Below are 22,489 nucleotides of genomic sequence, written 5' to 3' on the forward strand. Positions count from 1 at the left end.
AAAGCTTGGGGATAACCGCCTCTCGCTTCAGCTTTTCAATGGTCGCAAGCGAGGCGGCTAAAGAGAGGGCCTCGCCGCCGAAGGTTCCGGAGATGAAGATCTTCTCCATCTCCATCAGCACGTCGCGCCGCCCAACGACGGCGGACAGCGGCATACCGTTCGCCATCGCCTTACCGAAGCACGCCATATCCGGCGTCACCCCAAAGAGGCTTTGTGCGCCGCCCAGGGCAAACCGGAAACCGGTGATGATTTCATCGAACACCAGCAAAGCGCCGTGCTTATGGGCGAGGTCTTTCACGCCCTGAAGGAAGCCCGGCTTCGGCTCCACCACATTCATGGTTTCCATGATGACGCAGGCGACCTCGCCCGGATGGGCGAGAAACGCCTTTTCGAAAGCATCGAGATCGTTATAGGGCACCATTGCCGTCAGCTCTTGCACCGACGCAGGAACGCCGCGCTTGCGGGCCGTCGCGCCAATGTACCAATCCTGCCAGCCGTGATAGCCGCAGGCGATGATCCGTTCGCGCCCGGTGAAGGCCCGCGCCATGCGGATCGCCGCCGAGGTCGCGTCGGTGCCATTCTTGCCGAAGCGGACCATTTCGGCGGAGGGGATGATATCCCGTAGCACCCGCGCCAGCTCCTGTTCCAGCGACGTGGCGAGGCTAAAGCTGATACCGCGCGTCAGTTGGGTGCGAATGGCGTAATCCACGTCCGTGTCGCGGTAGCCGAGCACGATGGGCAGCAGGCCGCTGACCATATCCACATACTCGTTGCCGTCCACATCCCACACCCGCCCACCTTGGCCGTGGGTTAGGAACAGCGGGGCCGCCCCGTTCGGAAGCTGAAGGTAGGATTTGCTGAAGGTCTGATTGCCGACCGGGATCACATCCAACGCGCTTTTCAGCAGGGCGTCCGAGCGCGTGTAGCCGTAGGAGATGACGGGATCGAGGCTGATCGATTCGACATAACCTTCGTTGCGCTGCTGGCGCTTCCCGACTTCGCGTAAGCTCGGCTTTTGGCGCAGAAGCTCCAACACAGCCCCATAGGTCGGGATCGTTTCCGTTCCGAGCTCCGCAACGACGCCGCGCAGGAAGGCGAGGTCTTCCGGGGTGTCCAGCGTCCAGCGTTCAGTGGTTTCGCCGGGGATCGGGTTGACCAGGGCTTCGACTTTAAAGCGGGCTCGGTTGGCGCGAATGAAGGGGGTAACATGCTCGCGTTCGGACGGGCGCGCGGCCTCGCGGTCGGCGATCAATAGCGCTTCGCGGGTGAAAGCTTCGCAGTCAAGCCCATCCGGCCAAGTGGCGGGATCGACATTGGAGGCGTAATCGGCCCCTGTGGTTTTCAGCAGGCGCAGAACCATTCCCGCGACGGCTGGGTCCAGCAACGGACAGTCGGCGGTAAGGCGCATGACGATATCCGCCCCGTCCTGGCTGGCAGCATCGGCGAAGCGGCGCAGAACGTCCTTCTCGGAGCCACGATAAACAGGAATGCCGGATTTTTCGGCCCAGGCGACAATCGCATCGTCCGGCGCTTCGGTGGAGGTGGCAATAGCCACCCGATCGACACCAGGAATGGCCTGGGCCGCGCGCACCACCCAGGCCAAAACCGGGCGGTCGCCCAAGGTTTCCAGCACTTTGCCGGGCAGGCGCGTGGATTGTTGACGGGCTTGAATGAGCGCGAGAGTCGTCACAGGGGTAACGGCCATGAAGAAGCATCCTCAAGAAAAACGGCCAAGCCCTTTAGCGGGCACGCAATTCTTACTTGATCCGCGCCCCGCGTCCAGCGTTCCATAGCGCGGGGCGGCCCTGCTGCATTCGCACGAATGCCGAAAAAGGCTTCCGCAGCATAGCGCACGCAGGTGAAGGAAATATTCATGGACCTCGGATTAGCCTGGCCGCTCTCCACCCAAACCGGCTGGGGGCAAGTGGGCTTCAATATGGCGCTGCAAATGCTGCGGTTGGGGAAAACCCGCCCCGTGCTGCTGGAGCCGCCCGAGGATTTGGCCATTCACGGGCTGCATCTCTGGACCCTGCTGCCCTTAGAGCTTGCACGGCGCGAACGCAGCGCGGGCGTGAACGGCAAAGGGGCCGACTGGCCTTTCCCGGTGATGCATCCATTGGGCAACCATTTCGGGGGGACCGGCAGTCGCCACCGGCATCGTGGCGCGAAGAATATCGGGCGAATGGTGTTTGAGGACACGAATCTCACCGCTGAAGATCGCCGCGAAATTGCCGCCTATGATTGTTTTCTCACACCGTCGCGTTGGAATGCCGACCTGTTGCGCGCGGCAGGGGTGAGCGATGTTCGCATGGTCCACGAGGGTATCGACGACAGCGTTTTCTTTCCAGCCCCGCGCCAAGGGCTCTGCCCAGGGCGGTTCATTATTTTCTCCGGCGGTAAGCTCGAATTCCGCAAGGGGCAAGATATCGTCATCGCCGCCTTCAAAATCTTCCAGCGCCGCCATCCCGAAGCCTTGCTTGCGATCAATTGGCAGAATTTCTGGCCGCAGCTTGCCGCCGATATTCATTTGGCCGGCAATGTTAAAACCGCGCCGGGAGTCGATCAGAACGGGCGCTTGGCCCTCAGCGAATGGCTTGTGCGGGAGGGCGTGCCCGATGATGCCTTCGTTGATCTCGGTATGATCCCCCACCACATGATGGCCCAAGTGATGCGCGAAGCCCATGTGGCGGTCTTCCCCAATCGGGCCGAAGGGGCGACCAATCTGGTGGCGCTCGAATGTATGGCGGTGAATGTTCCCGTCATTTTATCGGCCAATACCGGGCATCTCGATCTAATGTCGGACGATGCCGAAACCTGCCTGCCCCTAACCCAGCAACGCCGCGTAAAAGAAGCGCCGGGAATGCAAGGGCTCGACGGGTGGGGGGAAAGCTCGGTTGAGGAACTCGTGCACGCGCTTGAAAAACTTTACACCGATCAAGCTTTGACGCAAAAAATTTCACGGCAAGGAACGCACCTGGCGCAAAGCCGAAGCTGGCGGACCCAAACCGACGCGGTTCTGACGGCCCTCGACGATGTTCTAGATTAGCGCCGTTTTTGCGTTGCGATTTTAAGCCGGTCGATTTCCGCCAACTGGTCTTTTGCCAATTTTACCAATTGGGCTGAAAGGGCGGCGAGTTCGACCACATTCATATTTTCGAGATCTTTTTTATTGAGTTCCATCAATCGATAGCGATCGAGCGGCGGGAGTTTAACCCCCGGCAGCGAGCCCATTTTTTCGCGGACGACATTTAGGGTTGCCAGCAACGGAATATCCTCCTCAGAAGAGAGTGGCGCGGGGTTTACCTCAGACGGGCTAACGGTAAGGGCCGTTTCAACGGCAACCGGAGTAGTTTCCGGTTCGGCCTCATTCGCCTTCAGGGTTTCAAATAACTCTTTAGCGAGTTGCCTCGCGCGCTGTTGACGCGATTCATAGCCGAGAGGCTTTGCTTTGCCAGAAAAATCGATGGGCGGTTTGGGGAGCGCGGCGGGGGTTTCCTGCGCGGGCGTTTCCTGAGTAAGCGTTTCTTGGGCGGGCGCTTCGGCAGCAGCAGCCCCCGCCGGTGCCTCCGGGCTTGCTTCGGGTGCGACGACAGCGGGAAGCGTTACGGCGGGAAGCGTTTCGGTTGACGGCACCGTCTCGGGGGACGCGACGGGGGCGGACTCAACGACCGGAGGGCGGGGGCTCGCGGGCGCTTCCCCGCCGGAAGGTTCCTTAGGTGCGGCGTCCGTTGGTGCCGCAACTTCCTCGGCGACGCCGTCAATCACGACCGGAGGGGGCTCCTGCGGCGGCGGCGCTGGCCGATAGGCGGTGGGCAAGCGCGCGCGTGCCGGGGCCGCTGGTTCCATAGCCGCTGCCGCCTCAGGGCGCTCCGGCTCCGGTAGAAGGAGCTCGGTCATGGGTAGGGCTAGGCGCGGGGGGGGCGCCATTCCAGACAGCGGCTGCGCGGGGGCCGGAGCGGCTTTCGGGGCGGGCGCGGCAATAGCCCCAGGGCCATTCGGCCTTTCCCAATAAACCCCATCGGCGGCTTCGACTTTTCGCTGGAAGCCCGCACCCTTCAGCAAGCCCATCATCCGGGTGGAGGCGGGCTGCGTGGTGGAGCACAGAATGGGCGAGTCCTTCATCGGACCCGCGAGGAGGCTCGCCAGAAATTTTTTGCCGATACCATTGCCCTGTTGGGCCGGATCGACAAACATCATCATGATTTCGTGACGACTCGGGTCTTTTTTCCGCAGAATAGCGTAAGCGCAGATGCTGCCATTATTTTCATAAATGTAGGAATGAACGTTTTTATGGGTCGTCGTATTCGCAAAAAAGGCGTTGATCTGCATCTTCGATTCGGAAAAATTACCGTCTCGAAGGCCGATTTCATAGCCTTTAACCATAAAGGGGATGTCAACGGATTTGGCGCGACGTAACACTTAGGATGCCGCTCGCAGAAAAGGGCGTAACATTCAACTGAGATAGCATATTTAAAAAAAAACGCGACCTGATAAGTGTGGCAGGGCAAAATATCGATATCTGCATGTTTGTAAAATTTAATTAAAACAGCAATTGGGTGAGGTCCATGACCTCACCCAACTCAGTCAGCTTTACCGCAGGAAGCTTTGCAGGTTCAGGTCCTGAATGCGGGCGAAGGAATTGTACGAGGCTTCCAGAATGGTCTGAAGGCTCGTCAACGTCGCAATCGCTTCGGTCTTATCCTGCTTGGCCAGATCGTCGAAATTACTGTTTGCGATCGATTTTTGCAGCTTGTTCTGCTCGGTGATCCCCGCGAGGGTTTTCTGATTGATCCCCGAACTCGCACGCAAACTGGTAATTTGCGTGCGGGCTTCGACGAGGATTTTGCTGGCGGCAGATACATCTTCCTTATTTAAGGGGGATGTTTGCTGCTGCAGATAGTTCAGGGTGTAGATGAGGCGGGCGAAGGCAGGCTTGTCGGCTGTGATCCCGTAGTCAACCGTTGCGTTGTCGGTAACTTGCACTTTTTGGGGATTCAGCGCCTCTCTGGCGCCCTGTGTATTGGTATAATAGCCCGTACTATTGGCTGCCGGTGGCTGGTCGGTGCGATAGTCAGCGACAGGGCCTATCAACTCAAGGGCACCACTAACACCTGTATTTGTCTGAGGCAGAGATACATCTGTACCCAATGGCCCCGTGACCAAGCTAATTGCACGGGAAACGCCAGTATTATTAAGAACTGCGCCCGCGACGAGAGGACGTAACTTTAGAACTGGGTTCACACCTACCGTTGTGGATGGTTCAATTTCGCTAATAATAAACCGATCTGTTGCGGATGGTCCAACTTGAACAATAACACCCGGCCTCAACGTCGTCGGCAGAGCGCTGTTAATTTGAACCGATTGGGTATCGATGTTTGCATTCCGCAGACCACCAATAGCCGGGTAAGTTTGCCCTGCAGCCCCATTTGCCGGTGTTGTCTCGACGTATTGCCCGCCAGAGGTTGTAAGCTCTTTCATGGTCACTGGGGCATTAGGGACGAACGGAATCTCATTGAGAGGTTCAACGTATAAGCGAACCGTTTGATCGTTACCCCCGCCAATACCCGTTGCGGCGGTGTGAGCCACAATGCGTCCGCGCCATCCATTCGCCTGTTCTACCACGCGACCGGCTTCAAGCTGGGCATCTGCCCCCGCTCGCACGACCTCAATGGTCGTCAACGGCGGGAGTTTGGTCTTATACTGTTGCAGTTGAGTGGGGTCATTTGGATTCGGGCGGAAAAATGTTCCTGTCGCCGGATCATAACTTGCTGCAGGTGATGCACCCGTCGTTGGGAGCGCCAAACCAGCATAAGTGTTTTGTGTTGCAGTCGATGGAACCGCCGGAACCGTTGGCGCAACCCCGCCGCCTGACGACAGGGTTTTCACCGGCGCGGTGCTCACATTCGAGCCCGCAAACAAATAGCGCTCGCCATCGTTCAGGTTCAGGAAATCTGTTACCTGATTGAGCAGGTCTTTGGCCAGCGTCGGCACGTCTGGCGGCGTCTTCGAATCCGACAGTTGCGCGAGGTAGCCGTTCAGCGTGCTGATCGATTTATCGATCGCGCTCAGCGACGTATCCATCAGCTTCATGCGATTGGTCGCAATGGTGATGTTGCGGTTGTACTGGTCGATCTTCGCCATCATCGCGCTGGACGAGATGATCGTTCCGGCATCGGAGGCGACGCCCGAAAAGGTTTGGGACTTAAAGCCCGTGCTGATTTGCTCATCCACAAGCGCTTGCCTGTTCTGAATGCGCTGCAGGTAGCTGAGCTGCGAGCGAAATAGCGCTTCACTTCCGATCCGGCTGGGCATGTGCGTCTCTCCTCGTCAGCGTGTCTTAAGCACCGATACCCAGCAGGGTATCGAACATTTGATTGATGGTGGTCACAACCCGGGCGGAGGCCGAATAGGCGTTCTGGTAAGTCACCAGATTAGCCATTTCTTCGTCCACATTCACGCCCTCGAGTTCGGCGGCTTGGCTTTGCAGCGAGCGCACAAACTCCGATTGGAAATCGGAATCCGCTTTGGTCTTGCTGGCGACGATGGCGTTTTGCGACACCATCGATTTTGCGTAGCTCGCGTAGGAGTAGCTTCCCGAGGAAACCCCGCCGATGCTCTGACCAATCGATTGAACGGCCGTGAACGTATCCGACAAGGTTTTGGCGAGGTTCTTCGTGAACGGGTCGTTCGATAGCGCCAAGAGACCGGCGTTGCCGCCCTTGCTGGGATCAAGCCCCGCGTGCAGGCTAATGCTCGCCGCAGCATCGCGGAACTCATAGGCTCCGGTGGTGCTGGTGTAATGGGTGATATCGACATTGGCGAACAGGCGGAAGCCATCGTCAATGCCGGTCACATTGGCGGCGGCCCCACCGAGCGCGACACCGTTGATCAAGGTGATATTCTGGTTCGCAGGCGAGGCAACGGTAAAGCCGCCGCTCAACGCCGTAACTTTGAAGCGCAGATTGCCGCTTGCCGTGTTCACATCCACCGCTTCAATGCGTGCCGTTGCGCCGTTGTTGAAGGTCAGCGTATCGCCGATATTGAAATTGACGCCCAACTGCAACGTCGCGCCAGTGCGGGTGATGTCTAGGTAGGTCGGGTTGGTAACCGTGCCGCTATTATTGTTCGGCGTTGTCGCCAGGCGACCGAAGGGGTAGGAGGGCGGGCCGATTTGGGCCTGATCCACCACCCCGGTCGTGCGGGCGGAATTACCGTAGAGCGTTTCGGCCAGTTGGTTGAGTTGATTGGCGACACCCTTGAGGGTGCTATCGACCGAGGTAATCAGCCCGGCAATTTTACCGTCGCGGAATTCCGATTTAATATCGATCTGGGTTTGACCGTTGATCGAGATCGACGGGATATTGTCCGCCGTATTCAGCGTATTCGGCGTCGAGTAGGAAAGCTGCACCGCATTGCCATCGACGAGAATGCGCCCGGCCTTGGTGAAGACCACCATTTCGCCCGTATCGCGGCGGAAGGTCTGGATATCCATATTCTCAGCAATCTTCGACAGCGCCATATCGCGCACGTCTTCAAGATCGCCGGTCGGTTGGCCCAAGGCATAGGCCCGCGTAATCTGACGGTTCAACTCCTGCACTTGTTGCAGGTTGGTATTCACTTCGGTAACGGCTTCGCCCACTTTACGCGCGCCATCGATCCGCAAATCGCGGACCTGCTGGGCCATATCGTTCATCGTCGTCGCCAGGGCTTTCGCCTCGGCAACGGCGGAAAGCTGCGCCGAGGCCGATTCTGGCGTGGTCGAAAGCGCGTTCAGGGCGTTGTTGAAGCTGGTGATCGAACTGCCGAGGCGTCCGCCATTTTCGGTTTTCCCGAACATGGTTTGAATTTGCTTGAGAAACGTGTTTTCCGTCGCCGTGCGGCCTTCGGTCGAGGTTTCCTTGCGGATCTCGCGGCGCATCAACTCGTCGGTTTGGCGGTAGACGGTTTGGGAAACCACCCCCGCGCCGCCTTGCCCCGGATAGGCAACGTTGGTTTGCGGCTGGACCTTTTTGGTATAGCCCGCCGTCTTCGCGTTCGAGACGTTGCTGGAAATGACCGCAAGCGAGTTCTGCGCGGCGCGCAGCCCACTGAGAGCATTATTGAGGGAGAGCGAGAGGCTCATGGTGTTCTACCTTTCCCATACCGTCACGTCTAAAATCTAAAAGGCCCACCCGGCAATTTTCGCCGGTACGCTTACAGGGTTTGGTCGAACGATCCGCTCGGCCCACCCGGCATATTTTTCACCACATTCCCACCGGCGCTATAGGCGCGCGCATCTTCGTTCGCCACGTTCCGCGCCGTATGAACCAGCGCGCTGACGAGGCGGGACGTTGCCCGCAAAGCCGCGCGCAACACCCGTTCATTCTGCTCGGAAGCGTCTTTCAGCATCAAAACCGCATCGATCATATCGTCGCGGTCGGCGGCAATATCGGGGTCTTTGGTTTCGTAGAGCAGATCGATGATCGGCTCCAGACTACCGGTACCCTGGCGGATAGCCGCAGAAAGCCTGTTCTTTTCAACCTGAAGCGGTTCGATTTCGGCAATGCGGCCTTCATCGATCAAGGCGGTCTCTTCGTCCAGAATCGCCGTCAAGCGGTCAACCAACTCGGTGACTTCCCGCAGGTCGAACGACAAAGCTGTCAGGGCCGAACGGTCCTGATCGTCGTCGGCGAAATCGGTCATGTCCGCTCCCTTGATCGTCGTCATCTTACCGCACCCATCCGGTCAAATCCGGGAGGTTTCTGGTTTGCGAGGTCATCATAGCCTTCTGGCGAGCGCCAGAAAACCAATTATGACACAGGCTTACCCAATCCGTACCCGGCATGTTTCGCCTCTAGCGGCGGCTGTTCGCAACTGTGGAAGCGAATATCGTGCCAAAGGCGAGAGTTATTCTATAATCTATTGAAATGACTTGTTCTTATGAAAAAGACCGACCCTCAGGAAAGGGTCGGTCTTTAAACTGGCGGCAGAAATTGCCGCGCCGCGTTCTGCGGGGAGGTTTAAGCCCCGGTGTAGAAGCTGCGGACCGCACGAATCACCCGCTCTACCTGCCCATCCGTGAGTTCCGGATACATGGGCAGGGAGAGGATTTGCTCGGCCAGTTGCTCCGTCACCGGCAAGCGCAGATCGGCGCAACGCTCGGCCAGGGCGGGATGACGGTGGCAGGGCACCGGGTAGTGAATACCCGCGTGGATGTTCTGCTTTACGAGATGCGCCTTCAGTTCCTCGCGCTTCGGCGTGCGCAGCACGTAGAGGTGATAGACGTTCAAGCACCCGTCGATATCGCGCGGCAGGGTCAGCGGCAGATCGGCGAAGGCTTCCGAATAGGCTTTGGCAATCGCCCGGCGGCGCGCGGTTGTTTCGTCGAGATGGCGCAGCTTGACGCGCAGAATGGCGGCTTGCAGCTCATCAAGACGCGAGTTGAAACCCGAGATAAGGCTGAGTTGCTTGTCTTTCCAACCATATTGGCGCAGCAACCGCAGGCGGTCGGCGACGGCTTCGTCGCTGGTGATGACGATTCCGGCATCGCCGATGGCCCCGAGGTTCTTGGTCGGATAGAGGCTGAAGCAGCCGATTTTTCCGACCGTGCCGACCTGACGGCCCTGCCATTCGGCGGCATGGGCTTGGGCGCAATCTTCGATGATTTCGAGGTTATGGCGCGCGGCGAGTTCCAACAGCGGCCCAAGATCGGCGGGATGGCCGTAGAGATGCACCGGCAGAATGGCTTTGGTGCGCGGCGTGATCTTGCGGGCCACATCCACCGGGTCCAGCGTATAGCGGTCCGCAGTGATATCGGCGAAAACCGGCGTCGCCCCGCTCATTTCAATAGCCGCCACGGTCGCAATCGCCGTATGGGCGGTGGTGATAACTTCGTCACCCTCACCGATACCAAGCGCGCGCAGGGCGAGATGCAGGGCATCGGTGCCGTTCGCAACCCCAATGGCGAATTTCGCGCCGGTATAGGCGGCAAATTCGGCTTCGAACTGCTTTACGGCTTCGCCGAGAATATAGGTATGCCCATCGAGCACCGACTGGATCGCCGCATCGATTTCGCCGTGCATGGCGCGATATTGCGCACTGGGGCGGGCGAAATAAAGCGGCTCGCTGTCGAGCGAGGGGAGCGTTGTGACGGTTGCGGAATTAACGAGGGGCGCTTCGGCCATAACGGGAGTACGGGCGAGAGTCAGCGCATTCTGCAAGCTGAGGATATTGGCAGCGGACACTTCATTCACCTAACGGTCAACAGACCACCCCGCTGGTCGGGGCCCCCGCATCGCCCCTCTTCTCGCCCTTGCGGGATCTGAAGCGGCACGCTCGACGAAAACCGGCTTTGCCCTATCTTCGTCAAAAGGATGATTCCGCTTTCCGGCCGCCAGTGCATCTTAAACTTCGGTAATGTGGTGCCGCGATGCCTGGACGGGGCACAGAAGCTGGGCTATGCCGCTGCAGTTAAATTATTTTTCGGCATGTCCCGGCCTGTCGCGGAGCACACTCGCTAATGGCGTCCAGCCTACTCACCTATCTGCCGATTTATCTGCTCTATGCGGCGATTGGAACCGGGGCGGCGGCGGCGGCGAAGATTGCGATGGGGCATGTGCTGGCGCGGCGATGGGCGGCCTGCCTGCCGTCGGGGTTTGTGGCGGGCGCGCTGGTGAGTAGCAATTTCGCGCTGCTCGGGTTTTTGTTGTCGCGGATCGATATGAGCGTCGCCGCGCCGATGGCCATCGGCGTCAATCTACTCATGGCGGCGGTTTTGGCGCGGCTTCTGTTCCGCGAAACGCTCGACGGTTGGAAAATCGCCGGGATGCTGGCGCTGCTCGCGGGCGTTGGCCTGCTGGCCTGGGCGTAAGGGAGGCCCTGACGAATGCGTGCGCTCGATCTGCTGCTGTCCATCGCCTGTGCGGTGCTGACCACACTGGGGATGATCCTTCTGAAGCGCGCGCTTCCGGATGCGATGAGTGTTAGTGCCGTGTTCGATCAAGCCGTGCCGCTGCTGCTGGCCGCCATTGTCTATTTCGCCGGGTTGGGCGTGTGGACGGTGGCGCTGGCGCGCAACGAGCTTTCCACCGCCTATCCGATTGGCATTGGCCTGTCGCTGTTCAGCGCCACCTTGGGCGGCCATTGGGCCTTCGGCGAGGCGCTGAGCCTGGGCAAGGTCGCGGGGGGCGGTTTCATTCTTCTCGGGGCATTTTTGATCTCGCGCTCTCGGGCCAAAATCGCGCCCCATTCTTGACAGAAGGGGCAGGCCTCCTTTCCTGTAAGGGCTTAACCGCTACAGGATTGGATGCGATGACCCAGGTTACGTCCCCGACTTCACTCACCATCCGCCGTCCTGACGATTGGCATGTGCATTTGCGCGACGGCGATATGCTGTCGGCGGTGGTGCCCTATACCGCACGGTCCTTTGCCAGGGCTATTGTCATGCCGAACCTGGTGCCGCCCTTGACGGCGCGGGCGCAGGTTGTGGCCTACCGCGACCGGATTAAGGCCGCCGTTCCCAAAGGCGTTTCTTTCGAGCCGCTGATGACGGCCTATCTGACCGACACGATCACGCCTGCGGAAATCGCGGCGGGGTTTGCCGAAAAAACCTGGGTCGCCGCAAAACTCTATCCGGCGAAAGCTACAACCAATTCGGACTTTGGCGTTACCTCCGTGCGCGGCATTCTGCCCGTGCTGGAGAAGATGGCGGAAATCGGCATGCCCCTATTGGTGCATGGCGAAGTGACCGACCCCAGCGTCGATATTTTCGACCGGGAATCCCTGTTTATCGACACGGTTTTAGCGTTGTTGTGCGACCGGCTGCCGGAATTGAAGATCGTCTTCGAGCATGTGACGACCGCTGATGCGGTGGCTTTCGTTAAATCTCGCCCGCAGAATGTGGCGGCAACGATTACCGCCCATCACCTCCACATCAATCGGAATGCGATGTTCCAGGGCGGCATACGCCCGCATTTCTACTGCCTGCCGGTCGCCAAGCGCGAAATTCACCGACTTTCGTTACGCGATGCCGCAACCTCGGGCGATCCGCGCTTCTTTCTCGGCACCGATTCCGCGCCGCATCTGGCCCGCGATAAGGAGAGTGCGTGTGGATGCGCCGGGCTGTTCACTGCGCCGTCAGCCCTTGCGGCCTATCTTCAGGTGTTTGAGGACGAAAGCGCGTTGGATCGGTTCGAAGGCTTCGCCAGCCTGCACGGCCCGGCCTTCTATGGTTTGCCGGTGAACAATGACCGCATCACGCTTCGGCGGAGTTCCCCTGAGTCGGCGGAACGGGTTGCCGCCGAAATTGTCGCGCGCGATCAGCATATCGTGCCTTTTTGGGCGGGTGAGGCGCTGCCGTGGAAAATTGAGGCGGAAGCCGTAATTCCGGCATAATCAATCTTCATACCTGTAAAAAATACGAGTTAAAGGAACCTCAATGCCCCACCGTTATCCCCCGCAACGCGCCTTGCACGATCGCTCGGAAACCGCCGTCAGCTATCTGGAAGCTGCGCTGGCCCGTATCGAGGATGCGGAGGGGGAAGGGGCGAAAGCCTTTGTGGCGGTTCATGCTGAAACGGCGCGCGCGGCGGCGGAGAATTCAGACCGGCTGCGCGCGGCGGGTATTATCCCGTCGCCGCTGTCGGGCCTGACGGTTTCGATTAAGGATTTGCTTGATGAGGCGGGGCAGGTGACGCGCGCGGGCTCGGTCGCGCGCGACGATGCCCCGCCGGCTTTTCAGGATTCGCCGGTGGTGGCGCAGCTGCGGGCGGCGGGGGCGGTGATCGTTGGCCGCACCAATATGACCGAATTCGCCTTCAGCGGCCTGGGGCTTAACCCCCATTACGGCACGCCGCGCAACCCCTTCGGGCGCGAGTTGGGGGCGGGGGCGAGTGGGCGGATTCCGGGCGGCTCCAGCTCGGGCGCGGCAGTGTCGGTCAGCGACGGTATGGCCCATGTGGCGATTGGCTCCGATACGGGCGGCTCCGTGCGGATTCCGGCGGCATTCTGCGGTTTGGTCGGCTTTAAGCCTACCGCCCGGCGCGTGCCCTTGACGGGAACCTTGCCGCTGTCGACCACGCTTGATTCGATTGGCCCGCTCGCCAAAACCGTCGATCTCTGCGCCCAGGCCGATGCTATTCTGGCGGGCGACCCGAATGCCCCCGTGCCGGCGGCCTTCAATGTTCACGGGCTGCGGTTGCTGGCCCCCAGTACAATGGTTCTGGACGGGATGGACGCGACGGTTGCGGCGGTCTACGAGCGTACGCTGTCGCTGTTGGCCGCCGCCGGGGCGCGAATTGTTGAAACCAGCTTGCCGGTTCTGAACGATCTTCAGGCGATTGGCGCGCGCGGTGGCTTTTCCGCCCCGGAAGCCTATGCCTGGCATCGCGATTTGCTCGCCCGGCGCGGCGACGACTATGATCCGCGCGTGCGCTCCCGCATCGAGAAGGCGGCGACGGTGACGGCGGTTGATTACATCGAAGCACTGGCGCTTCGGGCGGCCTTTGTGGACGCCATGGTGGCGGCCCTCGCGCCCTATGACGCGATGATTATGCCGACCGTGCCGATTATCGCGCCGCTCTTCACCGAGGTTGAGAGTGACGAGGATTATACCCGCCTCAACCTGCTGGCCCTGCGCAACCCCGCTATCGTCAATTTGGCCGATGGATGCGCGCTGACGCTGCCCTGCCATCGCCCCGGTGAGCCGCCTGTAGGGGTAAGCCTCGTCGGTGCGCCGATGCAGGATCGGCGCATTCTGGCCATCGGTCGGGCCTTGGAGCCGTTGTTGCGCAGCGCGTGAATGTTGCGTAAATGTTCTTGACGGCTACGCGATGGAACGGCATCCTAAGCCAATGAATGCCGTTCCTTTCGATACGCTCAAGCTGGCCGATAGGCTCTCTGCCGGGGGATTTACCCCCGAGCAGGCGCGCGCGACATCCTCGGCTTTAGCCGAGGCGGTCGGCGGGGCTGATCTTGTTACAAAAGACCATTTAGACACCCGGATTAGGGCCATCCAAGAGCGCTTCAATCGCGTTGAGGAGCGGATTACGGCGAGCGAGAACCGAATCACCCTTCGGCTTGGATCAATGCTGGTTATTGCTGTGGGATTACTTTTTGCGGCAATCCGCTATTTGCCGCACGGCTGAACCATTTTATGCCGCTTCCGGCACCAACCATTCAACAATCGTCCGCGCCTCGGGCCGGTTCAGCGCCACGGCAAGGGCTTCGCCTAAGGTTTGTAGCTCCTCATCCCACTGCCAGGGCGGGTTGACCACGGCAAGACCCGATCCAAAAAACGTGTCTGGCGCAGGCGGGCGGATGTGGAATTCGGCAACCAGGGTTTTGGGAATGGCAAGACTCGCCAGCACATCGTGAAAGCGCGCGACTTCGGTGAGGTCTTTCACCGGATACCAAACCACATAGGTTCCTGTCGCCCATTTGGCGTGGGCTTCGGCGATCACCTCGATGAGCACTTCCCACTCGTCCACCCGCTCGAACGGCGGATCGATCAGGGCGACGCCGCGCCGCTCGAAGGGGGGGATTTGCTTAATGAGGGTCGCATAACCATCGGCGGGGCGGACGAGCACCTGCTTGTCGCCCTCGAACAGATTGGCCAGAACCCGCCGGTCCTGCGGGTGGAGTTCGGCCACGACCAGCCGGTCTTGCGGGCGCAGGAAATGCCGCGCGACCAGGGGCGAGCCGGGATAATAGCGGCAGCCGCCGTTTGGGTTGAGATCGGCAATCACCTCCCGCCACGGTGCGAGGATCGACGTTTCCGGCGCTTTCATCACCGCCGCGACCCCGTCCTGCCACTCCAGGGTTTTACTCGCTTCTGGCCCGGCGAGATCGTAGCGCCCGATGCCCGCATGACTGTCGATCACGCAGAAGCCCTTGTCCTTCCTGCGCAGATGCTGAAGCAGCAGGGCAAGGGCGGCGTGTTTGAACACATCGGCGAAATTACCGGCGTGATAGGCGTGGCGGTAGTTCATTTGGGTTTATGCCGCCTGCGCCGCGTCGAGCGCTTCCACCGCTTCCAGCCACGCCGCTTCCGCCGCCGCAAGGGCATTACCCAACTCGCCCTGTTGCTTCAGCAGCGCGTTGAGCTTTTCCTTGGGGCCGTCATAAAGGCCGCCGTCGGTCAGTTTCGCGTCGATCTTGGCCTTTTCCAGGGCGATTTTCGCCATCGCTTGTTCGGCAGCGGTCACGGCTTTCTTCAACGGAGCCACGGCTGCCCGGCGCTCGACATTGGCTTTGCGCTGTTCGGCCTTGGAGAGGTTCGGATCATACCCCGCGCCGCCCTTGCCGCCGGGGGCGGTGAGCGAGCCCGACAGGATGAGCTTTTGATACTCGTCCATATCGCCCTCAAACGGTGTCGCGGTTCCATGGGCGACCAGCCACAGCCGATCCGCCACCATTTCCACCATGCGCCGATCATGGGACACGAGAATAACCGCGCCGCTATAGAGCGTTAGGGCTTCCACAAGGGCGGTACGGGCCTCGATGTCGAGATGGTTGGTTGGTTCGTCGAGGATTAGCAGATGCGGCGCGTCATAGGTAATCAGCGCCAGCGTGAGCCGGGCCTTTTCGCCCCCGGAGAGGGCTCCGATTTTGGTTTGTGCCTTCTCGCCGCCGAAGCCGAAGGCCCCCAGCGCCGCACGGACTTTCTCCGGCTTCACCGTACTCGGCATCACCCGCGTCATCGCCTGAATCGGCGTTTCGGTGAGGTCGAGTTCATCGACCTGATGCTGGGCGAAATAACCGACCCGCAGGCGGTTAGGGGCGACGCGCTCGCCGTCCATCACCTCAAGCCGCCCGGCGATGAGCTTCGCCAGCGTGGTTTTACCATTGCCGTTCGCGCCCAGCAGGGCAACGCGGTCATCGGGGTCTAACCGCAGGCCGATGTTTTTCAGAATCGGCTTAGCGTCATACCCGACCGACGCGCCATCGAGCAGAATCATTGGCGGCGCGAGTTCGTCCGGGTCGGGGAAGTTGAAACGCACTTCTGGGTCGCGGTTAATGGCTTCGAGCGGCTCCATGCGCGACAAGGCTTTCACGCGGCTTTGCGCCTGCTTGGCCTTGCTCGCCTTCGCCTTGAAACGGTCGATGAAGGATTGCAGATGGGCGCGCACGGCGGCCTGTTTGGCAATCGCCGCTTCCGTTTGGGCAAGGCGCTCGTTGCGCTGCTTCTCGAAACTATCGTAGGTCCCGGAATAGGCGTAGAGGCCCAGGCGCTCCAAATGCACGATGCCGGTCACAACGACATTGAGGAAGTCGCGGTCATGGCTGATGAGAATCAGCGTTTTCGGCCAGGACTTCAGGAAGCCCTCCAACCACAACGCCGCTTCAAGATCGAGATGGTTCGTCGGTTCGTCCAGCAGCAACAGGTCGGGCTCGGAAAACAGCGCCGCCGCGAGGGCCGCGCGCATGCGCCAGCCGCCGGAAAAGGCCGAGAGCGGGCGGTTTTGCGCTTCGGCGTCGAACCCCAAACCGTTCAGAATAATCGCGGCGCGCGCTGGCGCGGCATAGGCGTCGATATCCAGCAGCCGGGTTTGAATATCGGCCTGGCGGTGGCCGTCGGTCGTTACATCGGCTTCGGCCAGCAGGGCGGCGCGTTCGGTATCGGCGGCGAGAACGTATTCCAACGGGGTGCCTTCGTCGCCGCGCACTTCTTGCGCGACGACGCCAAGGCGCAGGCCGCGCGGCAGCGAAACGCTGCCCGCATCCGGCTCGATCTCGCCGGTAATCAGCTTAAACAGGGTCGATTTGCCCGTGCCGTTGCGGCCGATCAGGCCAATGCGGTGGCCTTCGGAGATACGAACGGAGGCATTGTCCAGCAGAACACGCCCGGCGATACGGTAGGTGAGATTGGTAATATCAAGCATAGCGGCAGTGTCATAGCACAGGGGCGGTGAGCAACTCGACCGTGATAATCAGCCCATGGAATAAAAAGGCCGCAAAAAGCGCGAAAGGCCCATTCCACTTATGCACAATCGTGCGCGGCGATACCTCGGCGAGATTGCCGAGAATGAGGGCGGAGGCGGAGAAGGGCGACAGCAGGGTGAACATCGTCCAGCTCGTCACCAGCGTCAGCAGCAGCGCCAGAGTCGAGACGGGCATCGGGTGCATCTGCATCATCGCCGCGCCCAGCAGCGGCACCGTGATGATCGGGTTAATGCTGATCTGTGCGCCGATGACCACGACCCAGAAAATCGCCAGAAGTAGGGCCACGGGCGGCAAGCCGAGATAGTTCAGCAAATCGCCCAAGGCTCCCGGCGGAATGAGGGCAGCGACGCAACCGCCAACGATCCCGCCACAGGAGAGCGAGATAACCTCATAGCGGCTTTTCGGCAGACGCTCTGCCGCGTGGCGGCTGACTTGCCGAACAGTAATGCCGACAGCAAGGCGCAGGTTCCGGCGGATATTCTGCCAGAACATCCACCCCACCGAAAACAGCGGCACGACCAGGATCACCACCGTCCCCAGCGGCCAACCGCTGACTTGGCGCACGGCAATAATCAGCCCTAACACGGCGGCAACCAAGATACTGAGCGGCAGAAGGGTTTCCTTCAACGTCAGATCGGTGTGATAGCTCAGCGCGACGGCACGGGCGCGCGGCGGGTGCTGAATCCGGTCCTGCACATAGCCCGCGAACAGCAACAACCCAGCCATCGCAAGGCCAATCGGCAGAATGGTGAGCCACAGGCCGTCGGGCACGAGGGTGAGCGAGACGGTGACGGTCAGCGTTGTCGGCGACCAGAGGGTTGAGGTGCTGAAGCCGCGCAGCATCGCCATGCTCATGCGCTCGGTCCGCAAGGCCACAATCGTCGGATCGCCGCCCGCCTGCTCCAACGTGTTCGAGCGCTTCATCATCCCGCCGAGCAGGGACAGCGCGCCAAGGTTCAGCACAATCCCAAACAAATGCCCGCCGACGGTGAGGGCGGCGTAGCGGCGGCTGGGGCCTTGATTGATCAGAAACTCGCCGCAGCGGTGGACCAGATGCGAGTGGCTGGCGGGGGCCTGCAGAAATCCCAAGGCCAGGATCAGCGAGGCAAAACTCGCGCCCTTAGCGGCGGCACTCAACAAAATCGGGCCGGGCGCGGGGTGGAGAATAACCACGGCCAGCACCGACAGCCCCGCCACCGTCATCAGCGGCGCTTCGCGCTTGTGCAGACTGGGCAGGATCATGCCGAGGTACAAAACGAGGCAGAAAGCCGCCACCATGCCGAACTCAGCCCGCCCCGAAACCGCCGCGAGAATGGTGAAGAGCGCCAGCCCGCTGAGCAGGGAAATGCTCAGGCGGCGGGCGGCAAGGGAGAGGGTTTCGGCGGGCGTGTGCATTGCATCATTCTGGTCCGCTTTTCCCTACTCTGGCAACCGCCGCGCCGCTGTGTGCGCTGCAAAGCTGGCTCCCGCTAAGGGCTGGGCTAATTTAGCGGCTCGGAACTTTTAGGAGCGAGATTAAGTATGCCTTAATATATTTCCATATAAATAAAACGAGAAGAGCTTTTAAAAAATGCGCGCATTAGGGGTTATTAGAGGCATCTGATAATTTTTTTTGAAAATATTTCTGAAATTATCCGGGGAAATGGTTGTCACAGGGTTCAATGCGACAAGAAGGGGAGGGGAAGATGCGAAAAATCCATAGCCTGAGGCGTAAGATACTGTTTTTGGTTGTCATTGCAGGCGGTCTTATGATGACGGCTGCGGGCCTCTCAGCCTATTTCTTTCGAGAAGTTGCAACTCTGCTGAGGTCAGTGCAAGTCCAAGGCGAGATTTTAAGCGATTTCCAGTATGGCGATATGATTCACGATACGCTTCGGGGGCATGTTTTCGAAGCGCTCCTGGCCGCAGGAGGGGACAGGACGGGCTCGCTACCGAAAATCGCCGAGGATTTGAAGAGTGATGCGGCGGCTTTCCGGAAAACCCTGGTCGATAATCAGCGGCGGGCCAGTGGGACGCTTATAGAGACTTTGCGGGCCCTCACCAAACCCTTGGAAGACTATATTCGGCACTCGGAAGCTCTGGTCGCGCTTGCCGCCCGAAACCGGGCTGAGGCGGCGGCACAATTGCCTGAGTTCATAGCGACCTTCGATACTCTGGCCGAGCAGCAGGATAAGGTCGAAGATGTCATTAAGGACGGTAAGGCCGAAACGCGGGCTGAAGCGGATCGCCTGATCGAGTTGGCCTATTGGGCCATTGCGGTCGTCATCTTGACCGCCATTATTGGGCTTTTGTTTGCGGCGCGGCTAATATCGGCCTCGATCACGCGGCCTCTAACGCAATGTGCGGTTGCGCTCGACAAGATTACCGAAGGCAAACATGTCGAGCCTTTGGGCTTTAGCGCTCAAGACGAGATGGGGGCCATTGCCCGCGCGGTCGAAGCCTATCGGCAAACGGCGGAACGGGTAGCGCGCGCCACCCGCGAGCGGGAGGCCGACGCGGCCCGCTTGCAAACCCGGCAATTGTTGCTCGAGGCCGCGATTGCCAATTTCGAGGGCGGTATTGGGCAGGTGGCGAGCGCAGTGACCGAAGCGACGAGCAATCTTAGAAACGGTTCGGCAGAGTTGGATCGCATTGCCAAAAATACCCATGCCGATACGGCTTCGGCCCAAAATGCGGCGGGGCAGGCCTCACAGAACGTCGATACGGCGGCAACGGCGGCGGCGCAGCTCTCTGCTTCCATCGCCAGCATCAGTCAAGATCTGGTGAAATGCACCGATGAAGCCAGCCGAGCCGTGGAGAATGTTCAGAAAACTAACGGAACCGTAACCAGCCTAAGCCAAGCGGCGCAGCGGATCGGCGACGTGGTGAAGCTCATTCAGGATATCGCCGAGCAAACCAATCTGCTGGCGCTCAATGCGACGATTGAGGCCGCGCGGGCGGGGGAAGCGGGGCGGGGGTTTGCCGTGGTTGCGAACGAGGTGAAGAGCCTCGCCAGTCAAACCGCCCGCGCCACGGAGGAGATTTCGACCCAAATCAACGCAGTACAATCGGTCAGTTTGGAAGCGGCGGTCGCGATGCAGGGCATCGGTGAGGTCATCGGCAGTATAAATCAGACCATCGCCGCGATTGCCTCGGCAGCCGAAGAACAGCGCGCCGCGACCGATGAAATCGCCCGCGCGGTCGAATATGCCTCGCAAGGCGCGCGGCAAGTGGCGGGCGATATCGCCCGCATTTCTGGGGCTTCGGCTCAAGCGGGCAGCATCGCCGGACAGGTCGCCAATACCTCCAATGGTTTGGGGACGGAAACCTCGGCCCTAAATGGGATTGTTCAGCAGTTCCTAACAACCGTGCGGACGGCCTAGTGATTGAGCGGCGGCCTTTCGCTGGGGCCGCCGCTCACAAGCGCTACGCCGCCTGACCCGGCAGGGCGACCGAAAAGCCCGGCTGGTTCATCGGGTGGTTCTGATCGACAAACACGCCCCGGTCGTTCTTCATCATGATGACCTGGAAATAGGGGCGGAAATCTTCGTCGCTGATCCCAAAGGCGCTTTGGACCTTATCGAAGAACGCCCGTTCCTCAGGTTCGGCTTCGCCGTCCGAGAGCGCGCTATCGACGAGGTTCATCAGAATGCACAGGCGCTGGGCCGTGGTGAGAACCGGCGTGGCTTCGGCTAGGAACTGCTCGTGACTATGGGTGCGTGCATATTTCATTGCTGAGTTCAGCAGCGCCTGGTTATTGGCCCCAACGCCAATGCTGCCGCCGCTGCCGCGCTCGCCCCCGATCACGGCGAGCAAATGGCCCACTTCCTCGGGGTCCATCTCGCCATCGGCGGCCATAGTGTACATCAGGGCAATGGCGAACGCCTTATGGGCGGTCATTTGCTCGCCCTTATCGCCTTTGAACATGGAAAATAGGCTCATTTTGGTCCCTTTCGATGGCACAAAACAGGTGTCGTCTAAGGGTCCGACATCGCGGCTTTTGGAAACCGCCAGAGGGGCCCGGACCTGAGACTAAGCTCAGGTGGTCCGCAGCAATCTGGCGTTCAAGCGGGGGCGATAAAAATTATCCTATTTCCAAGGCTCCAAATCCCCCGCCGCTTGCTCCCGGTGGAACTCCGCCGCGAAAGCGTCGAGGCGGTCTTCCTCAATAGCTCTCCGCATTTCCGCCATAAGTTCCTGATAATAATGAATATTATGCCAGGTGAGCAGCATCGCGCCCAAGATTTCGCCGGAGCGGGCGAGGTGATGCAGGTAGGCACGCGAATAGTTGGAACAGGCGGGGCAGGTACACTGGGGGTCGAGCGGGCGCGGATCATCCTGGTGGCGGGCGTTGCGGATATTCACCGTGCCGCGCCGGGTGAAGGCTTGGCCGGTGCGGCCCGAGCGGGTGGGCAGAACGCAGTCGAACATATCGATCCCGCGCTGCACCGCACCGACCAGATCGGCGGGCTTGCCGACGCCCATCAGGTAGCGCGGCTTCTCCACCGGCAGGCGCGGCGTGGTTTGATCGAGCACGGCGAACATGATCGGCTGGCCTTCGCCGACCGCGAGCCCGCCGACGGCATAACCTTCGAAATCCATCGGGATGAGCGCATCCATCGAGCGCGCGCGTAAATCTGGATAGACGGAGCCCTGCACAATCCCGAACTGCCCATAGCCGGGGCGCGCGACGAAGGCCTTGCGCGAGCGTTCGGCCCAGCGCATCGAGAGTTCCATCGATTTTTGCGCTACCGCGTGCGTCGCGGGGTAGGGCGTGCATTCGTCGAACGCCATCGTGATCGTGGCGTCGAGCAGGTTTTGGATTTCGGTCGAGCGTTCCGGGGTGAGCGTATGGGCGCTACCGTCCAGATGCGAGCGGAAGGTAACGCCGTCCTCGCTCATTTTCCGTAGGGCGGTGAGGGACATCACCTGATAGCCGCCGCTATCGGTGAGAATCGGGCCTTCCCAATTCATGAACTTATGCAGGCCGCCCAGGCGCGCAATCCGCTCGGCGGTGGGGCGCAGCATGAGGTGATAGGTATTGCCCAGCACGATCTGTGCGCCGGTTGCTTTCACCGCGTCTACAGTCATCGCTTTTACGGTGGCAGCGGTGCCGACCGGCATGAAGGTTGGTGTCTCAACCGTCCCGTGCGCCGTAAAAATCCGCCCGCGCCGTCCGCGCCCGGAGGTGTTCAGAAGCTCAAACCGCAGCCGCGTCATGATTATGCTCGCTCCAAAAGGCAGGCGTCGCCATACGAGAAAAAACGATAGCCGTTGGCGATTGCATGGTCATAGGCCGCGCGCATCCGCGCTTGCCCCGCAAAGGCCGACACCAACATAAACAGCGTGGAGCGCGGCAGGTGGAAATTCGTCAGCAGCAGGTCCACCGAATAGACGGGCTTGCCGGGATACAGGAAAATCTCGGTCGATCCCGTTAGCGGGCTAAAGCTACGATCCGGGGCCACGGCACTTTCCAGCGTGCGCAAGGAGGTTGTGCCGCAGGCGATAATCCGCCCGCCGCCCGCCCGATGGGCATTCAGCCGCGCGGCGGTTTCCGGGCTGAGTTCGGCCCATTCCGAATGCATCTTAT

19 protein-coding genes are annotated in these 22,489 nt (G+C 60.3%); 7 read left to right on the forward strand and 12 right to left on the reverse strand.

The window, feature by feature from the left end:
- Nucleotides 1–1,705 (reverse strand): aminotransferase class III-fold pyridoxal phosphate-dependent enzyme (locus ACIQ36_RS07975; RefSeq protein WP_395827956.1); only part of this gene is annotated, 1,705 nt, incomplete at its 3' end.
- Nucleotides 1,706–1,873: 168 nt separating this feature from the next.
- Here ACIQ36_RS07975 and ACIQ36_RS07980 point away from each other — a divergent pair.
- Nucleotides 1,874–3,046: a glycosyltransferase family 4 protein gene (locus ACIQ36_RS07980; protein ID WP_395827958.1), complete on the forward strand. Its 1,173-nt coding sequence runs from the start codon at nucleotides 1,874–1,876 to the stop codon at nucleotides 3,044–3,046.
- Here ACIQ36_RS07980 and ACIQ36_RS07985 read toward each other — a convergent pair.
- The 5 genes from ACIQ36_RS07985 to ACIQ36_RS08005 all read right to left on the reverse strand — a co-directional run bounded on the left by ACIQ36_RS07985 (nucleotide 3,043) and on the right by ACIQ36_RS08005 (nucleotide 10,223).
- Nucleotides 3,043–4,383: a GNAT family N-acetyltransferase gene (locus ACIQ36_RS07985; protein WP_395827961.1), complete on the reverse strand. Its 1,341-nt coding sequence runs from the start codon at nucleotides 4,381–4,383 to the stop codon at nucleotides 3,043–3,045. The genes ACIQ36_RS07980 and ACIQ36_RS07985 overlap by 4 nt on opposite strands.
- A gap of 207 nt (nucleotides 4,384–4,590) precedes the next feature.
- Complete coding sequence (locus ACIQ36_RS07990; RefSeq protein ID WP_395827964.1) at nucleotides 4,591–6,312, reverse strand: hypothetical protein; 1,722 nt, start codon at nucleotides 6,310–6,312, stop codon at nucleotides 4,591–4,593.
- A gap of 25 nt (nucleotides 6,313–6,337) precedes the next feature.
- A complete protein-coding gene (gene flgK / locus ACIQ36_RS07995; RefSeq protein ID WP_395827967.1) occupies nucleotides 6,338–8,122 on the reverse strand; it encodes a flagellar hook-associated protein FlgK in 1,785 nt (594 codons plus the stop codon).
- 71 nt (nucleotides 8,123–8,193) lie between these two features.
- Nucleotides 8,194–8,682, reverse strand: a complete 489-nt coding sequence (gene flgN / locus ACIQ36_RS08000; protein ID WP_395827970.1) for a flagellar export chaperone FlgN — start codon at nucleotides 8,680–8,682, stop codon at nucleotides 8,194–8,196.
- Nucleotides 8,683–8,999: 317 nt separating this feature from the next.
- Nucleotides 9,000–10,223 carry a DegT/DnrJ/EryC1/StrS family aminotransferase gene (locus tag ACIQ36_RS08005; RefSeq protein WP_395827973.1) on the reverse strand — a complete coding sequence of 408 codons (1,224 nt, stop codon included), beginning with the start codon at nucleotides 10,221–10,223 and terminating at the stop codon, nucleotides 9,000–9,002.
- Nucleotides 10,224–10,498: 275 nt separating this feature from the next.
- Here ACIQ36_RS08005 and ACIQ36_RS08010 point away from each other — a divergent pair, with 275 nt between their 5' ends.
- From ACIQ36_RS08010 to ACIQ36_RS08030, 5 genes are read left to right on the forward strand one after another with little or no spacing between them, the layout of a single operon-like run.
- A complete protein-coding gene (locus ACIQ36_RS08010) occupies nucleotides 10,499–10,849 on the forward strand; it encodes a hypothetical protein (RefSeq protein ID WP_395827976.1) in 351 nt (116 codons plus the stop codon).
- Between the two features lie 15 nt (nucleotides 10,850–10,864).
- The gene (locus ACIQ36_RS08015; RefSeq protein WP_395827979.1) at nucleotides 10,865–11,233 is read left to right on the forward strand and encodes a hypothetical protein; all 369 of its coding nucleotides are present in this window, start codon (nucleotides 10,865–10,867) and stop codon (nucleotides 11,231–11,233) included.
- Between the two features lie 56 nt (nucleotides 11,234–11,289).
- Nucleotides 11,290–12,372 carry a dihydroorotase gene (gene pyrC / locus ACIQ36_RS08020; protein WP_395827982.1) on the forward strand — a complete coding sequence of 361 codons (1,083 nt, stop codon included), beginning with the start codon at nucleotides 11,290–11,292 and terminating at the stop codon, nucleotides 12,370–12,372.
- Between the two features lie 43 nt (nucleotides 12,373–12,415).
- Entirely contained in the window at nucleotides 12,416–13,777 is a 1,362-nt protein-coding gene (locus ACIQ36_RS08025; RefSeq protein WP_395827985.1) for an amidase, read from the forward strand.
- A gap of 31 nt (nucleotides 13,778–13,808) precedes the next feature.
- Nucleotides 13,809–14,123 carry a hypothetical protein gene (locus ACIQ36_RS08030; protein ID WP_395827987.1) on the forward strand — a complete coding sequence of 105 codons (315 nt, stop codon included), beginning with the start codon at nucleotides 13,809–13,811 and terminating at the stop codon, nucleotides 14,121–14,123.
- Between the two features lie 6 nt (nucleotides 14,124–14,129).
- Here the strand turns inward: ACIQ36_RS08030 and ACIQ36_RS08035 are convergent, their stop codons facing one another.
- The 3 genes from ACIQ36_RS08035 to ACIQ36_RS08045 are packed head-to-tail and all read right to left on the reverse strand — an operon-like array spanning nucleotide 14,130 to nucleotide 18,315.
- A complete protein-coding gene (locus ACIQ36_RS08035) occupies nucleotides 14,130–14,966 on the reverse strand; it encodes a 23S rRNA (adenine(2030)-N(6))-methyltransferase RlmJ (RefSeq protein ID WP_395827990.1) in 837 nt (278 codons plus the stop codon).
- Nucleotides 14,967–14,972: 6 nt separating this feature from the next.
- Nucleotides 14,973–16,859 (reverse strand): ribosomal protection-like ABC-F family protein, encoded by a 1,887-nt coding sequence (gene abc-f / locus ACIQ36_RS08040; protein WP_395827993.1) that lies wholly within the window; start codon nucleotides 16,857–16,859, stop codon nucleotides 14,973–14,975.
- Between the two features lie 10 nt (nucleotides 16,860–16,869).
- Nucleotides 16,870–18,315 carry a hypothetical protein gene (locus ACIQ36_RS08045; protein ID WP_395827996.1) on the reverse strand — a complete coding sequence of 482 codons (1,446 nt, stop codon included), beginning with the start codon at nucleotides 18,313–18,315 and terminating at the stop codon, nucleotides 16,870–16,872.
- A 353-nt stretch (nucleotides 18,316–18,668) separates the two neighbouring features.
- On the opposite strand from ACIQ36_RS08045, the gene ACIQ36_RS08050 reads away from it, so the two are divergent.
- The gene (locus tag ACIQ36_RS08050) at nucleotides 18,669–20,282 is read left to right on the forward strand and encodes a methyl-accepting chemotaxis protein (protein ID WP_395827999.1); all 1,614 of its coding nucleotides are present in this window, start codon (nucleotides 18,669–18,671) and stop codon (nucleotides 20,280–20,282) included.
- Between the two features lie 43 nt (nucleotides 20,283–20,325).
- On the opposite strand, the gene ACIQ36_RS08055 is transcribed toward ACIQ36_RS08050, so the two are convergent.
- The 3 genes from ACIQ36_RS08055 to ACIQ36_RS08065 form a co-directional block, all read right to left on the reverse strand.
- Complete coding sequence (locus ACIQ36_RS08055; protein ID WP_395828002.1) at nucleotides 20,326–20,841, reverse strand: TerB family tellurite resistance protein; 516 nt, start codon at nucleotides 20,839–20,841, stop codon at nucleotides 20,326–20,328.
- A 147-nt stretch (nucleotides 20,842–20,988) separates the two neighbouring features.
- Nucleotides 20,989–22,119, reverse strand: a complete 1,131-nt coding sequence (gene tgt / locus ACIQ36_RS08060) for a tRNA guanosine(34) transglycosylase Tgt (RefSeq protein WP_395828005.1) — start codon at nucleotides 22,117–22,119, stop codon at nucleotides 20,989–20,991.
- Nucleotides 22,120–22,121: 2 nt separating this feature from the next.
- A partial coding sequence (locus ACIQ36_RS08065; protein ID WP_395828007.1) for an S-adenosylmethionine:tRNA ribosyltransferase-isomerase occupies nucleotides 22,122–22,489 on the reverse strand: 368 nt, incomplete at its 5' end.

Origin of the sequence: Elstera sp. (assembly GCF_044372965.1) — a bacterium.
Classification (GTDB): Bacteria; Pseudomonadota; Alphaproteobacteria; order Elsterales; family Elsteraceae; genus Elstera.